General features: G+C 73.0%; 14 protein-coding genes and 1 rRNA gene. 12 read left to right on the top strand and 3 right to left on the bottom strand.

The window, feature by feature from the left end; all coding sequences use genetic code 11:
* Positions 1-27 precede the first annotated feature (27 nt).
* A 5S ribosomal RNA gene (rrf, locus tag ACIGXM_RS24640) occupies positions 28-144 on the top strand.
* A 111-nt stretch (positions 145-255) separates the two neighbouring features.
* Here rrf and ACIGXM_RS24635 read toward each other — a convergent pair.
* A complete protein-coding gene (locus tag ACIGXM_RS24635; protein ID WP_396564321.1) occupies positions 256-408 on the bottom strand; it encodes a hypothetical protein in 153 nt (50 codons plus the stop codon).
* Between the two features lie 226 nt (positions 409-634).
* Between ACIGXM_RS24635 and ACIGXM_RS24630 the strand changes: the two genes are divergently transcribed.
* Genes ACIGXM_RS24630 through ACIGXM_RS24615 form a run of 4 tightly spaced genes read left to right on the top strand, consistent with a single transcriptional unit; the run spans position 635 to position 5090 of the window.
* Positions 635-3229, top strand: a complete 2595-nt coding sequence (locus ACIGXM_RS24630; protein ID WP_396564319.1) for an ATP-binding protein — start codon at positions 635-637, stop codon at positions 3227-3229.
* The gene (locus tag ACIGXM_RS24625) at positions 3226-3906 is read left to right on the top strand and encodes a response regulator (RefSeq protein WP_396564317.1); all 681 of its coding nucleotides are present in this window, start codon (positions 3226-3228) and stop codon (positions 3904-3906) included. Before ACIGXM_RS24630 ends, ACIGXM_RS24625 begins: the two co-directional genes overlap by 4 nt.
* A 54-nt stretch (positions 3907-3960) precedes the next feature.
* On the top strand, positions 3961-4362 hold the full coding sequence (locus ACIGXM_RS24620) for an OB-fold nucleic acid binding domain-containing protein (RefSeq protein WP_396564315.1): 402 nt from the start codon (positions 3961-3963) through the stop codon (positions 4360-4362).
* A gap of 2 nt (positions 4363-4364) precedes the next feature.
* Positions 4365-5090, top strand: a complete 726-nt coding sequence (locus ACIGXM_RS24615; RefSeq protein WP_396564313.1) for a DUF3159 domain-containing protein — start codon at positions 4365-4367, stop codon at positions 5088-5090.
* A gap of 44 nt (positions 5091-5134) precedes the next feature.
* Here the strand turns inward: ACIGXM_RS24615 and ACIGXM_RS24610 are convergent, their stop codons facing one another.
* Positions 5135-5806 (bottom strand): potassium channel family protein, encoded by a 672-nt coding sequence (locus ACIGXM_RS24610; protein ID WP_396564311.1) that lies wholly within the window; start codon positions 5804-5806, stop codon positions 5135-5137.
* On the bottom strand, positions 5806-6471 hold the full coding sequence (locus ACIGXM_RS24605) for a potassium channel family protein (protein ID WP_396564309.1): 666 nt from the start codon (positions 6469-6471) through the stop codon (positions 5806-5808). The genes ACIGXM_RS24610 and ACIGXM_RS24605 overlap by 1 nt, the downstream gene beginning before the upstream one ends.
* Before the next feature lie 254 nt (positions 6472-6725).
* Between ACIGXM_RS24605 and ACIGXM_RS24600 the strand changes: the two genes are divergently transcribed.
* From ACIGXM_RS24600 to ACIGXM_RS24570, 7 genes are all read left to right on the top strand, one after another.
* Entirely contained in the window at positions 6726-8783 is a 2058-nt protein-coding gene (locus ACIGXM_RS24600) for an APC family permease (protein ID WP_396564308.1), read from the top strand.
* A gap of 317 nt (positions 8784-9100) precedes the next feature.
* The gene (locus ACIGXM_RS24595; protein WP_396564337.1) at positions 9101-10423 is read left to right on the top strand and encodes a class I SAM-dependent RNA methyltransferase; all 1323 of its coding nucleotides are present in this window, start codon (positions 9101-9103) and stop codon (positions 10421-10423) included.
* Positions 10424-10559: 136 nt separating this feature from the next.
* Complete coding sequence (locus tag ACIGXM_RS24590) at positions 10560-10805, top strand: toxin-antitoxin system HicB family antitoxin (RefSeq protein ID WP_396564306.1); 246 nt, start codon at positions 10560-10562, stop codon at positions 10803-10805.
* On the top strand, positions 10802-11233 hold the full coding sequence (locus ACIGXM_RS24585; protein ID WP_396564304.1) for a fic family toxin-antitoxin system, toxin component: 432 nt from the start codon (positions 10802-10804) through the stop codon (positions 11231-11233). The genes ACIGXM_RS24590 and ACIGXM_RS24585 overlap by 4 nt, the downstream gene beginning before the upstream one ends.
* A 31-nt stretch (positions 11234-11264) precedes the next feature.
* Positions 11265-12107 (top strand): putative RNA methyltransferase, encoded by an 843-nt coding sequence (locus ACIGXM_RS24580; protein WP_396564302.1) that lies wholly within the window; start codon positions 11265-11267, stop codon positions 12105-12107.
* Between the two features lie 194 nt (positions 12108-12301).
* Complete coding sequence (locus tag ACIGXM_RS24575) at positions 12302-13708, top strand: AAA family ATPase (protein ID WP_396564300.1); 1407 nt, start codon at positions 12302-12304, stop codon at positions 13706-13708.
* The gene (locus ACIGXM_RS24570) at positions 13705-14088 is read left to right on the top strand and encodes a nucleotide pyrophosphohydrolase (RefSeq protein ID WP_396564298.1); all 384 of its coding nucleotides are present in this window, start codon (positions 13705-13707) and stop codon (positions 14086-14088) included. The genes ACIGXM_RS24575 and ACIGXM_RS24570 overlap by 4 nt, the downstream gene beginning before the upstream one ends.
* Positions 14089-14167: the final 79 nt, after the last annotated feature.

The following is a 14167-nucleotide window of genomic DNA, read 5'->3' as shown; positions in this document are numbered from 1 at the left end:
AACTCCGGTTGGATAGTTTCATAGTGTTTCGGTGGTCATAGCGTGAGGGAAACGCCCGGTTACATTCCGAACCCGGAAGCTAAGCCTTACAGCGCTGATGGTACTGCAGGGGGGACCCTGTGGGAGAGTAGGACGCCGCCGAACAATTTTTCAGAGAAGCCCCTTCCGGGAGACCGGGAGGGGCTTCTCGCATTTCCGGACCCGAATGCGCCGACCGGGCAGCTGGACTCGAATACCGGCTGGTCGGTGGTGCAGCTACCCGCGCGCGGCGGTCCGCAGCGAGGGCGTGACCGCGCTGGTGGCCGCTCGGACCCACAGCTGCCGGGAGACCGCGGCCAGGCTGAGCCCGGTGGCCTGCCCGATCGCGCTCCGGGCCAGTGGCCCGCCTGCCAGCACGCGGCGCAGCACCGCCCCCGCCCGATGCTCCCCGCCCGATGCTCCCAGCCCGGTGGCGACAGCGTGAAACGGTCGTCGGAAGAGTCGGGCCACGCCGGGACAGGGCGTCAAGATGCTGCTAAATCTCCGCTTTGACCAGCCCGATCGAAGGTGGGAGGGGCCTCACCCCGTAGTCTCGACAGCGCGAACAGTTGTCCGGGGGTGGCCCCCGGGCCGGACTCGATCAAGAATGGGACGCATGGCACGCGGAAGGCTGCGGATCTACCTCGGGGCCGCCCCTGGGGTGGGGAAGACCTACGCCATGCTCTGCGAGGCCCATCGGAGGCTCGGGCGCGGCACCGACGTGGTGGTCGGGTTCGTCGAGCACCACGGGCGGGAGCGGACCGCCGAGCTGCTGCACGGTCTGGAGGCCGTCCCGCGCCGGACCATGTCGTACCGGGGGGCCGAGTTCACCGAGCTGGACCTGGACGCGCTGCTGGCCCGGCGTCCGCAGGTGGCGCTGGTGGACGAGTTGGCGCACACCAACGTCCCCGGCTGCCGCAACCAGAAGCGCTGGCAGGACGTCGAGGAGCTGCTGGCGGCCGGGATCGACGTCATCTCCACCGTCAACATCCAGCACCTGGAGTCGCTGGGCGACGTGGTCGAGGGCATCACGGGGATCCGCCAGCAGGAGACCGTGCCGGACGACGTGGTGCGCCGGGCGGACCAGCTCGAACTGGTGGACATGTCCCCGGAGGCGCTGCGCCGCCGGCTGGCGCACGGCAACGTGTACGCCCCGGAGAAGGTCGACGCCGCGCTCTCGCACTACTTCCGCCCCGGCAACCTCACCGCGCTGCGCGAGCTGGCGCTGCTGTGGACCGCCGACCGGGTCGACGAGTACCTCCAGCGCTACCGCGCCGAGCAGGGCATAGAGAACACCTGGCAGGCCCGCGAGCGGATCGTGGTCGGCCTGACCGGCGGCCCGGAGGGCGCCACGCTGATCCGCCGGGCGGCCCGGATCGCCGCCAAGGGCTCCGGCAGCGAACTGCTGGCCGTGCACATCTCGCGCTCCGACGGCCTGGCCGGCGACGCCTCGCCGCAGACCCTGATCGAGCAGCGGGCCCTGGTGGAGAGCCTGGGCGGCAGCTTCCACACCGTGCTGGGCGACGACCCGGCGCAGGCCCTGCTGGACTTCGCACGCGGGGTCAACGCCACCCAGGTGGTGCTCGGTTCCAGCCGGCGCAAGGGCTGGCAGTACATCTACGGCCCCGGTGTGGGCGCCACGGTGGCCCGCGACTCGGGCGACATCGACGTGCACATCGTCACCCACGAGCAGGCCGCGTACGGGCGCCGCAAGCTCCCGATCCGCCGGATCACCGACCTCGGCCGGGTCCGCACGGTCGCCGGCTGGCTGATCGGGGTGGCCGGGCCGCCGCTGCTCACGCTGCTGCTGATCAGCCTGAACCGGCTGGTGCTCTCCACCGACATGCTGCTCTTCCTGTCGGTGACGGTCCTCGCGGCGCTGGTCGGCGGGCTGCTCCCGGCGATCGCCTCGGCGCTGGTCGGCTCCACCGTGCTGAACTACTACTTCACGCCGCCGATCCACACCCTGACCATCACCGACCCGCAGAACATCCTGGCGGTCGCGATCTTCACCGCGGTCGGCATCTCGGTCGCCACCGTGGTCGACACCGCGGCCCGGCGCAGCCACGAGGCGGCCCGCAGCCGGGCCGAGGCGCAGACGCTGAGCGCGCTGGCCGGCACCGTGCTGCGCGCGCCGACCGGCGAGGGGGTGCTGGCCCTGCTCGACCAGGTCCGGGAGACCTTCCAGCAGGACTCGGTTGCGCTGCTGGAGCGCGCCGACGAGCACGCGCCGTGGAGCTGCGTGGCCGCCAGCGGCGCGGAGCCGCCGGACCGGCCGGACCAGGCCGACACCGACGTGCCGGTCGGCGAGAACCTGGCGCTGGTGCTGGTCGGCAGGGTGCTGCCGGCCGAGGACCGCAGGCTGCTGGGCGCCTTCGCCGCTCAGGCGGCCGTGCTGCTGGAGCGCCGCCGGCTGGCCAAGGAGGCCGCCGCGGCCCGCCGCCAGGCCGAGGGCAACCGGATCCGGACCGCCCTGCTGGCCGCCGTCTCGCACGACCTGCGCACCCCGCTGGCCGGGATCAAGGCCGCGGTCAGCTCGCTGCGCGCCGAGGACGTCGAGTGGACCCCGGCCGACGAGGCCGAGCTGCTGGCCGGCATCGAGGCCGGCGCGGACCGGCTGGACCACCTGATCAACAACCTGTTGGACATGAGCCGGCTGCAGACCGGCACGGTCACCCCGCTGATCCAGGAGGTGGACCTGGACGAGGTGGTGCCGGTCGCGCTCGGCGGGGTCCCGCTGGAGTCGGTGCGGCTGGAGGTGCCGGAGACCCTGCCGATGGTCCCGGCCGACGCCGGCCTGTTGGAGCGGGCGCTGGCCAACCTGATCGAGAACGCCGTGAAGTACAGTCCGCCGGGGGTGCGGGTGTTGGTCAAGGCCGACGCGTTGGAGCCGCCGTCCGGTCCGGGCCGGGTCGAGCTGCGGGTGGTCGACCGCGGGCCCGGGGTGCCGGAGGAGGCCAAGGAGAAGATCTTCGCGCCCTTCCAGCGCTACGGCGACGCCCCGCGCGGCGCCGGGGTGGGGCTCGGCCTGGCGGTGGCCCGCGGCTTCGTCGAGGCGATGGGCGGCACGCTGGCGGCCGAGGACACCCCGGGTGGCGGGCTGACCATGGTGGTCTCGCTGCCCGCCGTGGAGCGGCCGCCCGAACCCGAGGCGCCCGAGCCACCCCCGTTGACCTCCTCTCTGGCCCCCCGAAAGGCGGAGCACGCATGACCCGGGTCCTCGTCGTGGACGACGAACCGCAGATCGTCCGCGCCCTGGTGATCAACCTCAAGGCCCGCAAGTACGAGGTGGACGCGGCCCACGACGGCGCGAGCGCGCTGGAGCTGGCCGCCGCCCGGCATCCCGACGTGGTGGTGCTCGACCTGGGCCTGCCGGACATGGACGGGGTGGAGGTGATCAAGGGCCTGCGCGGCTGGACCCGGGTCCCGATCATCGTGCTCTCCGCCCGGCACGCCTCGGACGAGAAGGTCGAGGCGCTGGACGCCGGCGCGGACGACTACGTCACCAAACCGTTCGGGATGGACGAGCTGCTCGCCCGGATGCGTGCCGCGGTGCGCCGGGCCGAGCCGGTGAGCGGCGAGGACGACTCGCTGGTGACCACCGAGGGCTTCACCGTGGACCTGGCGGCCAAGAAGGTCAACCGGGACGGCGCCGACGTCCGGCTCACCCCGACCGAGTGGCACCTGCTGGAGGTGCTGGTCCGCAACGCCGGCCGGCTGGTCAGCCAGACCCAGCTGCTCCAGGAGGTCTGGGGTCCGGCCTACCGGACCGAGACCAACTACCTGCGGGTCTACCTGGCCCAGCTGCGCCGCAAGCTGGAGACCGACCCCTCGCACCCGCGCCACTTCATCACCGAACCGGGCATGGGCTACCGCTTCGAACCCTGACCCGGTCCGCTCCGGGCCCGACACCGCGGGGGTCCCAACCGGTACCCTTCCGGCATGAGTGGTAACAGCAGCGACCAGCCGCAGGGCCGACTGCGGCGGATGTTCAGCCGGCTGACCTCCAGCTCGGAGGAGCTCCAGGCGGAAGAGCTGCGCCATGACTCCGAGGGCGCCGGCTGCACGCCGATAGCCTCCTGCGGGGACCGCCAGGAGGTCACCGTCGCGGGCACCCTGCGGACCGTGACGCTCCGGCCGCGAGCCGGGGTGCCCGCACTGGAGGCCGAACTCTTCGACGGCACCGAGGCCCTGGACGTGGTCTGGCTCGGCCGCCGCTCGATCGCGGGCATAGAGCCGGGCCGCCGGCTCGTCGCCAGCGGCCGGATCAGCCACGCACGCGGGCGCCGCGTGCTGTTCAACCCTCGCTACGAGCTGCGTCCGGTGGGACAGGGGAGCGACTGACAGTGACCAATCCGCCCGGCGGCGACCGCGCCGCCTCGCCAACGCCTGTCCAGGAGCTGGTCGCCGAGACCCCGGAGGAGGTGGCGGCCCGGGAGGCGGCGGCCTCCCGGGAGGCCGCCGATTCGGTGATCAAGGCCTTCGGTGGAGTCCGCGGGATGATCGACATGACCCTGCCGGGTCTGGTCTTCATCCTCACCTTCAACATCACCCACCGGGTCGCGGACGCGGCCTGGGCCGCACTCGGGCTGAGCGCGATCTTCGTGGTGCTGCGGCTGCTGCGCCGGGAGACCATCCAGCACGCCTTCGGCGGCGTCTTCGGGGTCGCGATCGGCGCGTACATCTCGATGAAGACCGGCAAGGCGGAGAACTTCTACCTGCCGGGCCTGCTCTACAACGTGGGCTACTGCATCGTGCTGGCCGTCTCCGCGCTGGTCCGCTGGCCGTTGATCGGGGTGACGCTGGGCCCGGTGACGGGGGAGATGTTCACCTGGCGGACCCAGAACCCGGGCCGGCTGGCCGCGTACACCAAGGCCACCTGGGCCTGGGTGGTGATCATGGGCATCAAGCCGCTGATCCTCTTCCCGCTCTACTTCACGGGCAACGTCACGCTGCTGGGCTGGCTGAAGGTGGCGCTCGGCATCCCGCCGATGCTGCTGGCGATGTACGTGACCTGGCGGATCCTGATCACCGCGCCGCCGCCGATCAAGGCGGAGGAGGAGCCCGCATAGCAACCGGGCCCGTACCCCTCGGGGTACGGGCCCGGTTCTTCGTGCTAGTTGGCGCTGGCACCCGCCGAGAGCAGGTTCTCCAGCTCCTCCTCGCGCTCCTGCACGGCCACGAAGAGCAGCTCGTCGCCGCCCTCCAGGGTGTCGTCCTTGGTCGGCACCAGCACCCGGCCCTCGCGGATGATCGTCACCAGCGAGGTGTCGGCCGGCCAGCTGACGTCGCCGACCCGGGTGCCGACCAGCCCGGCGTCGCCGGCCAGGGTCAGCTCGACCAGGTTGGCGTTGCCCTGGCTGAAGCGCATCAGCCGGACCAGGTCGCCGACGCTGACCGCCTCCTCGACCAGCGCGGACATCAGCCGCGGCGTGGAGACCGCGACGTCGACGCCCCAGGACTCGTTGAAGAGCCACTCGTTCTTCGGGTTGTTGACCCGGGCGACCACCCGGGGCACCCCGTACTCGGTCTTCGCCAGCAGCGAGACCACCAGGTTGACCTTGTCGTCGCCGGTCGCCGCGATCACCACGTGGCAGCGCTGCAGAGCCGCCTCGTCCAGCGAGGTGATCTCGCAGGCGTCGGCCAGCAGCCACTCCGCCATCGGGACCCGCTCCACCGAGATGGAGCCCGGGTTCTTGTCCACGAGCAGCACCTCGTGGCCGTTCTCCAGCAGCTCACCCGCGATCGACCGGCCGACCGCGCCCGCTCCCGCAATTGCCACCCGCATCAGTGACCCTCCTCCGGGCCCTTGGCGAACACGGCCTCGACCGCCGCCAGATCCGCGCGGCGCAGCATCACCTGCACCAGATCGCCTTCCTGCAGCACCATCTGGGGAGTCGGCAGCACGCCCTCACCCAGTCGGGTGACGAACGCCACCCGCGTACCCGACGCCTCCTCCAGGGTGGAAACCCGGTGCCCGACCCAGCCGGCCGCGAACGGCACCTCGGCGAGCTGCACCGTCCCGCTCGGGTCCTGCCAGAGCGGCTCGGCGCCGCTCGGCAGCAGCCGGCGCAGCATCTGGTCGGCCGTCCAGCGGACCGTTGCCACCGTCGGAATGCCCAGGCGCTGGTAGACCTCGGCCCGGCGGGGGTCGTAGATCCGGGCCGCGACGTGCTCGACGCCGAAGTTCTCGCGGGCCACCCGGGCCGCGATGATGTTCGAGTTGTCACCGCTGCTCACCGCGGCGAAGGCGCCCGCCTCCTCGATGCCGGCCTCGCGCAGGGTGTCCTGGTCGAAGCCGACGCCGGTGATCCGCCGGCCGCCGAAGCCGGCCCCGAGCCGGCGGAACGCCGTGGGGTCCTGGTCGACCACGGCCACCGAGTGGCCCTGCTTCTCCAGTGCTCTGGCCAGGGCGGAACCGACCCGCCCACAGCCCATGATGACGATGTGCACGGTGCCGCTACCTCACCCGATCCGTTGGGGACTTGACCTGCGCAAACACCGTTGATCACCTTTCCGTGCCCCCGGCCCGGGGGGAGGGTTCGCACCGCCGCCCCGGACGGGTGACGGTTCGGCAACCGGAGTGTTGCCCGCAACTTGTTCAACCGACACGCTAGCGGGTCCGTCGAACGCAGTCTCGCGCAGTCTCGATGGGAGAGCGGAACCCATCGTGAGTCGAATGTCAATAGCCCTTACGATTCCTTGACGTGCCCAATCTGACCGACGTACCGAAGCGCATCCTGATCGGCCGCGCGCTGCGCAGCGACAGACTCGGCGAGACGCTGCTGCCCAAGCGCGTCGCGCTCCCCGTGTTCGCCTCCGACGCGCTCTCCTCGGTGGCCTACGCCCCGGAGGAGATCCTGCTCACCCTCTCGCTGGCCGGGGTGTCGGCGATCCACTTCTCCTGGCAGATCGGGGTGGTGGTCGCGGTCGTGATGCTGGCGGTGGTCGCCTCCTACCGGCAGAACGTGCACGCCTACCCGAGCGGGGGCGGCGACTACGAGGTCGCGACGGTCAACCACGGGCCCAACGCGGGTCTGGTGGTGGCCAGCGCGCTGATGGTCGACTACGTGCTCACCGTGGCGGTCTCCACCACCTCGGGCGTGGCGAACGTGGTCTCGGCGGTGCCGGCGCTGCGCGGGCACGAGATGGCACTCAGCATCACGTTGGTGGTGCTGCTGATGGGGATGAACCTGCGCGGGGTGCGGGAGTCCGGCACCGCGTTCGCGGTTCCCACCTACGCCTTCATGGTCGGGATCATCGGCATGGTGCTCTACGGGCTGTTCCGGCACCTGGTGCTCGGCGCCCCGATGCCGGCCGAGAGCGCCGGGTTCCACCTCCGGCCGACCCCGGGCAACGAGACGGTCACCGGGTTCGCGATGGTCTTCCTGTTGCTCAGGGCGTTCTCCTCGGGCTGCGCGGCGCTCACCGGCGTCGAGGCGATCAGCAACGGCGTGCCGGCCTTCCGCCATCCCAAGAGCCGGAACGCCGCGAGCACCCTGCTGATGATGGCGGCCATCGCGGTCACCATGTTCATGGGGATCATCTACCTGGCCCACCTGACCCACACCCAGATGGCCGAGGACCCGGCCCGGCAACTGCTCGGCGCCCCCGCCGGCTACCACCAGAAGACCGCGCTGGCCCAGATCAGCGAGGCGGTCTTCGCGGACTTCACGCCCGGCTTCTACTTCATCGCCGGGGTCACCGGTTTGATACTGGTGCTCGCCGCCAACACCGCCTTCAACGGGTTCCCGGTGCTCGGCTCGATCCTCGCCCAGGACCGCTACCTGCCGCGCCAGCTGCACACCCGCGGCGACCGGCTGGCCTTCTCCAACGGGATCATCCTGCTCGCCACGGTGGCCGTGGTCTTCGTCGTGGCGTTCGGCGCGGACCCGAACCGGCTGATCCAGCTGTACATCGTGGGCGTCTTCGTCTCGTTCAACATGAGCCAGTCCGGCATGATCCGGCACTGGACCCGGCTGCTGCGCACCGAGACCGATCCCCGGGCGAGGCGCCGGATGCAACGCTCCCGGGCGATCAACACCTTCGGGCTGGTGATGACCGTGGCGGTGCTGATCGTCGTGCTGGTCACCAAGATCGGCCACGCCTGGATCGCGATCGCCACCATGTGCGTGCTGTTCGTGCTGATGAAGGGGGTCCGGCGGCACTACGACCGGGTCTCCGCCGAGCTGGCCGCGGCCGAGGAGCCGGAGGACAGCGCGCCGCCGAGCCGGATCCACGCCATCGTGCTGGTCTCCAAGCTGCACAAGCCGGCCCTGCGGGCGCTGGCCTACGCGCGGCTGGTCCAGGCGCACGAGCTGGAGGCGGTCACCGTCGACGTGGACCCGGCGGACACCCGGGCGCTGCGCGAGGAGTGGGCGGCGCGCGGGATCGACGTGCCGCTGCGGGTGCTGGAGTCGCCGTACCGGGAGATCACCGGGCCGGTGCTGGACCACGTCAGGAACCTGCGCCGGTCCAGCCCGCGCGAGGTGGTCAGCGTGTACATCCCGGAGTACGTGGTGGGCCACTGGTACGAGCACCTGCTGCACAACCAGAGCGCGCTGCGGCTCAAGGGGCGGCTGCTGTTCAGGCCGGGGGTGATGGTGACCTCGGTGCCCTGGCAGCTGGAGTCCTCGGCGCGGCGCCGCTCGCCGGGGGCCTTCTCGGCCCCCGGTGCCGTGCGGCGCGGCGAACCGCGGCCGGGCACGGTACCGTCGGGTTCCGTCGAGACCGCCGCTGAGCCCAGCAAGGACACCGTTACGTGAGCCGCAACACCCCGCCCCGTTCCTCGGGCAAGTCCGGACAGCCGCGCAAGGGCGCGGCCGGCAAGGTCGGGCAGGTCGGCCGGCCGCGCTGGTCGGCCCGCCCGGCCCGGCCGGCCGCCACCGACCGTGAGGGCTACACGGCCGACACCGCTCCCGTGGTGCCGGGCGAGCGGCCTTCGGCGGGGGAGCCGGCCCGTCCGGCCGTCCCGGCGAAGGCCGGGCAGGCCGCGGGCGGCGCGAAGCCGGCGAAGGCCAAGGCCGCGCGGGCCGGGCGCGGCGGCAAGCCCGCCCGGGCGGCGCGCCCGGCGGTGCCGGCCGTGCCCAAGGGCCCCGGCGGCGACCCGCTGGTCGGCGAGCGCTACGAGGTCGAGGTCGGCCCGGTGGCGCACGGCGGCGGCCACTGCGTGGCGCGGCACGAGGGCCGGGTGCTCTTCGTGCGGCACGCACTGCCCGGCGAGCGGGTGATCGCCCAGGTCACCGAGGGCACCACCAAGTCGCGCTTCCTGCGGGCCGACGCCGTGGAGGTGCTGGAACCGGCCAAGGACCGGATCGCGCCGCCCTGCCCGTTCGCCGGCCCGGGCCGCTGCGGCGGCTGCGACTGGCAGCATGTCACCCCCGGCGGGCAGCGCAAGCTCAAGGCGCAGGTGCTCACCGAGCAGCTGGCCAAGCTGGCCGGGCTGACCCCGGAGCAGGCCGGCTGGGACGGCAGCGTCGAGCCGGTCGGCGGCAAGCTGCCGGCCGGTGAGGTGCCGGCCTGGCGGACCCGGGTGCAGTACGCGGTGGACCCGGAGACCGGCGAGGTCGGCCTGCGCCGGCACCGCTCGCACGAGGTCGAGCTGATCGACCGCTGCCTGATCGCCGCCCCCGGGGTGACCGAGTTGGGCATCGAGGCGCGCGACTGGACCGGCCTGGCCTCGGTGGAGGCGATCGCCGCCACCGGTTCCTCGGACCGTCAGGTGATCCTGCGTCCGCTGCCCGGCGAGCAGTTGCCGCTGGTCGAGCTGGAGAAGCCGGTCTCGATCTCCCGGATCGACGAGCAGGGGCTGTTCCACCGGGTGCACGGGCGGACCTTCGTCCGCGAGCGGGCGGTCGGGCGGACCTGGCGGGTCAGCGAGGGCGGCTTCTGGCAGATCCACCCCGAGGCGCCGGACACCCTGGTGGACGCGGTGCTGTCCGGGCTCGACCCGCAGTGGGGCGAGAACGCGCTCGACCTGTACTGCGGGGTGGGCCTGTTCGCCGGCGCGCTGGCCGACCGGGTCGGCGAGGACGGCGCGGTGCTGGGCATCGAGTCGAGCAAGCAGGCGGTGACCGACGCCCGGCACAACCTGGCCGAGCTGGAGAACGTCCGGATCGAGTGCGACAAGGTGGAGACCCTGCTGCCGCGCACCGGGATCACCTCCACCGACCTGATCGTGCTCGACCCGCCGCGCGCGGGGGCAGGTCGCGAGACGGTCCGGCACCTGACCGGGCTGCGGGCCCGCCGGATCGCGTACGTGGCCTGCGACCCGGCCGCGCTCGCCCGCGACCTGGGCTTCTTCCACGAGGGCGGCTACCGGCCGGTCTCGCTGCGGGCCTTCGACCTGTTCCCGATGACGCACCACTTCGAGTGCGTGGCGATTCTGGAGCCGGTCCAGGACTGAACCCCGACCGCCCGGTCCGACGGGGGCGCAGCACCGCGCGGTGCTGTGCCCCCGTCGCATGTGCCGGTCCTGCGCCCCCTGTGTGCCCCCGTATGCGCCCTTGTCGTGCTAGCACTTCGGCGCTAGCTTCGACCGCATGGGTAAGAAGCAGCTCAACGTGCGGGTGGACGCAAGCACCGCCGAGATGGCCCGGGAACGGGCGGAGCAGCAGGGGATCAGCATGAACCAGTACATCGAGCGGCTCGTCCAGCAGGACATGGGCGAGACCGGGTTGCGCTTCGTCGACGCGGCGGCCCAGTTCATGAAGGAGTACGAGAGCGAGTTCCTCGCGGAGTTCGGCGAGCAGGGCGCGGCCGGCGGCCGGCCCGGTGACCGTCGTTGAGGGTCGAGGTCGACCTCTCCTGGCTGCTCATGACCGCTGAGCAGTACACCCCCGGCGACCCGCAGGTGACCGACTACGGGTCGCTGCTCGCGGCGGTGGCCCGGCACCAGGCGGAGATCTTCGACATCGCGGTCTACCCCGAACCCCAGGACCGCGCGGCGGCGCTGATGCACCAGCTGATCCGGGTGCCGGCGCTGGAGCGCACCAACGAGCTGTTCGCCACCGCCGTCGCCTACGCCTACCTGGTGGCCTGCGGGTGCCACGTCGCCACCACCGCGCGCGAGGTGCGCAGCCTGGCCCGGGCCGTCCGGGAGGGCAGGCTCGGGGTGGACGGGGTGGCCGAGCGGCTGAACGGCTGGGTGGTGGACGAGGCCGAGGGGGAGGGGGTGGCCGGCGACGACGGCGATCCCGACTCCGACACCGACTGAGCCGAGCGGGCGGTTCGCTTAGGGTGGGGCGGTGCTCCAGGACATCCAGCGGTATCTGACCTGCCCGCACTGCGGTCTGGGCCTGGCCCTCGACGCCGCGGGGCGCGGCCTGCGCTGCCCGGCCGGGCACAGCTTCGACGTGGCCAAGCAGGGCTACGTGAGCCTGCTCGGCGGGGGAGCGCACACCGGGACCGGGGACACCACGGAGATGGTCGCCGCCCGGGCGGACTTCCTCGCCGCCGGCCACTACCGCCCGATCGCGGACGCGCTGGCGCGGGCCGCCGCCGAGGCCGCGCCGGCTCCCGGCGGCCTGGTCGCGGACCTGGGCGCCGGCACCGGCTACTACCTCGCCCGGGTCCTCGACGGGCTCGGCGGCGAGCAGGTGGGCGCGGCGCTGGACATCTCCAAGTTCGCGCTGCGCCGGGCCGCCCGGGCGCACCCACGGATCGGTGCGGTGGTCTGCGACGCCTGGCGCCCGCTGCCGCTCGACGACGGGAGCGCCGAGCTGGTGCTCAACGTCTTCGCGCCGCGGGACGGTGGCGAGATCCGGCGGGTGCTGCGACCGGGCGGGCGGCTGCTGCTGGTCTCGCCGAGCCCCCGGCACCTGGGCGAGCTGGTCGGCGCGCTCGGGCTGCTCTCGGTGGACGAGGAGAAGGAGCGGCGGATCGACGAGAAGCTCGGGCCCTGGCTGCGGCTGGTCGGGCGGACCGAGGTGGAGTTCCCGCTGCGGCTCCCGCGCCCGGACGCCGCCGCGGTGGTGGGGATGGGACCGAACGCCTGGCACACCGACCAGGCCCGGGTCGCGGCCGCGCTCGCGGAGCTGCCCGAGCCGGTCGAGGTGACGGGGTCGGTACTGCTGTCCGTGTACGAGTGAGACGTTCTTCCCCGGGGTTGCTTCTGGCTCCGCCGGGGTTGCCCCTGGTTCTGCCGGGTCGGCTGGGTCGCCTGCGCTGAAAGTCGAAGAGGCCGACGTCCGGGTCGGGCCGGCCCCCTCGTTGGGATGAATCGCCCCGGGCAGGGACGTTTCTGCTGGTCCCGCCGGACCGGGCCGTCACTAGGGTCGGCTCGGTGACCAGCGATGTCGTCCCGCCGACCGCCTCCATGCCCGCCGCCACCGCGCCCGGCCGGCGGCCGGCCCTGCGGCCCACCGTGGAGGAACTCCGGCTCACCTCCTTCAAGTCCTACCGCCGGGCGGTCCTGCCGATCAGCCCGCTCACCGTGCTGCACGGCCCGTCCGGCGCCGGCAAGTCGAACGCGCTGGACGCCCTCGCGGTGCTCTCCCGGCTGGCGCTCGGTGAGGAGATCGGGCCCTCGCTGGACGGTGTCGGCGGGGTGGGCGGCCCGCTGGCCGCGCCGGTGCGCGGCGGGCTGCTCGGCTGCGTCCCGCACGGCCGCAACGCGATCATCCTGGGCTGCTCGGTCCGCTCCGACGCCGGCCTGATCCGGCTGGAGCTGGTGGTCCGCACCGACGGGCGGGTCCGGGTCGCCCGGGAGTGGCTGGCCTGCGACGGCAAGACCCTGGTGGAGACCGGTGAACAGGACGTCAGCGCCGGTCGGATCAACGTCAGCTGGCACAACGACACCCGGCAGGGCGACATCCGCGCGCCCTTCCCGAGCGGCAGTCTGATCACCACCCAGATTCCGCTGCGGGTGGCCGGGTCCTCGCCCGGCGAGTGCAAGGTGCTGGCGGCCACCGAGCAGCTGCTCACCGCGCTGCGCGAGGTCTTTCCGGTGCACCCCGTGCCGGCGCTGATGCGCGGCTGGGTGCGGCCCGAGGCGGACGCCCGGCTGTTGCCCAGCGCGGCCAACCTCTCGGCGGTGCTGGCCCGACTGCAGGGCGAGTGCGCGCGACGCTACGGCCGGCTGCTGCGCGCGGTGCAGGCGGCGGCCCCGCACCCGCTGCTCGGCCTGGACGTGGCCCGGCGCGGCAGCCTGTCCCAGGAGCGGCTGTTGGCGGTCTTCGACGAGGGGGTGCTCGGCCGGACCGGCGCCGACCAGGCCTCGGACGGGATGCTGCGGCTGCTCGCCTTCGCCGCCGTGCTGCTCACCGGGGCCGGTGTGCTGGATGTCGAGCCGGCGCTCGAAGTCCCGTGGGCGCAGCGGCAGTTGACCGTGCTCGCGGAGGATCTCGGGGCCGGCCTCTCGGCGGACCAGACGGCCTCGTTGCTCCGGCTGGCGCGGGAGATGTGCGGCAAGGACCATGTGCGGCTGCTGGCGGCGTTGCAGGATCCGGCGGCCGCGCGGCTGGCCGGCGGGGTGGAGCTGGTCGAGTGCGGGCGGGATCCGTTGAGCGGGTACAGCGTGTTGCGGCCGGATCCGGCGCCGCCGCGGGTGCCGGCCCAGCCGCCGGGGCACGAGACGGCCGCCGCCCCGGCCCCGGGCGCCCCGTCGGGGGATGCCGGGGCGCCGCCGGTTGCGCGGTCGGGGCCCGGGGCGGACGCCGCCGGCATGGATGCGGTAGACCTGGAGCGGTGACCGACCGACCTGAAGACCCGCCCGCGGCCGATGACCCGCCCGCGGCCGATGGCCTGGGCGCGCTGGCCGACCGGCTCGCGCGGTTCGCCGCGGCCCGGCGCTGGCAGCCGTTCCACACCCCGAAGAACCTGGCCGCGGCGCTCAGCGTGGAGGCGGGGGAGCTGCTGGAGATCTTCCAGTGGCTCACCCCGGAGCAGGCGGCGGCGGTGATGGACGACCCGGAGAGCGCGCACCGGGTCCGTGACGAGGTCGCCGACGTGCTGGCCTATCTGGTGCAGTTCTGCACCGTGCTCGGGGTCGACCCGCTGGCCGCGCTGGCGGACAAGATCGACCGCAACGAGCTGCGCTTCCCGGTGCCGGAGCCGCCCGCCGACTCCTGAGACTGTCCACAACCCCGGGGTTGTCCACAGCTCCGGGATTCCCTGCCGCGCGGCTTGCGATCCGCGGTCACCCTCTACT

Source organism: Kitasatospora sp. NPDC052896, from assembly GCF_044547075.1.
Taxonomy (GTDB): domain Bacteria; phylum Actinomycetota; class Actinomycetes; order Streptomycetales; family Streptomycetaceae; genus Kitasatospora.
This window is presented reverse-complemented; position numbering and strand designations above follow the sequence as displayed.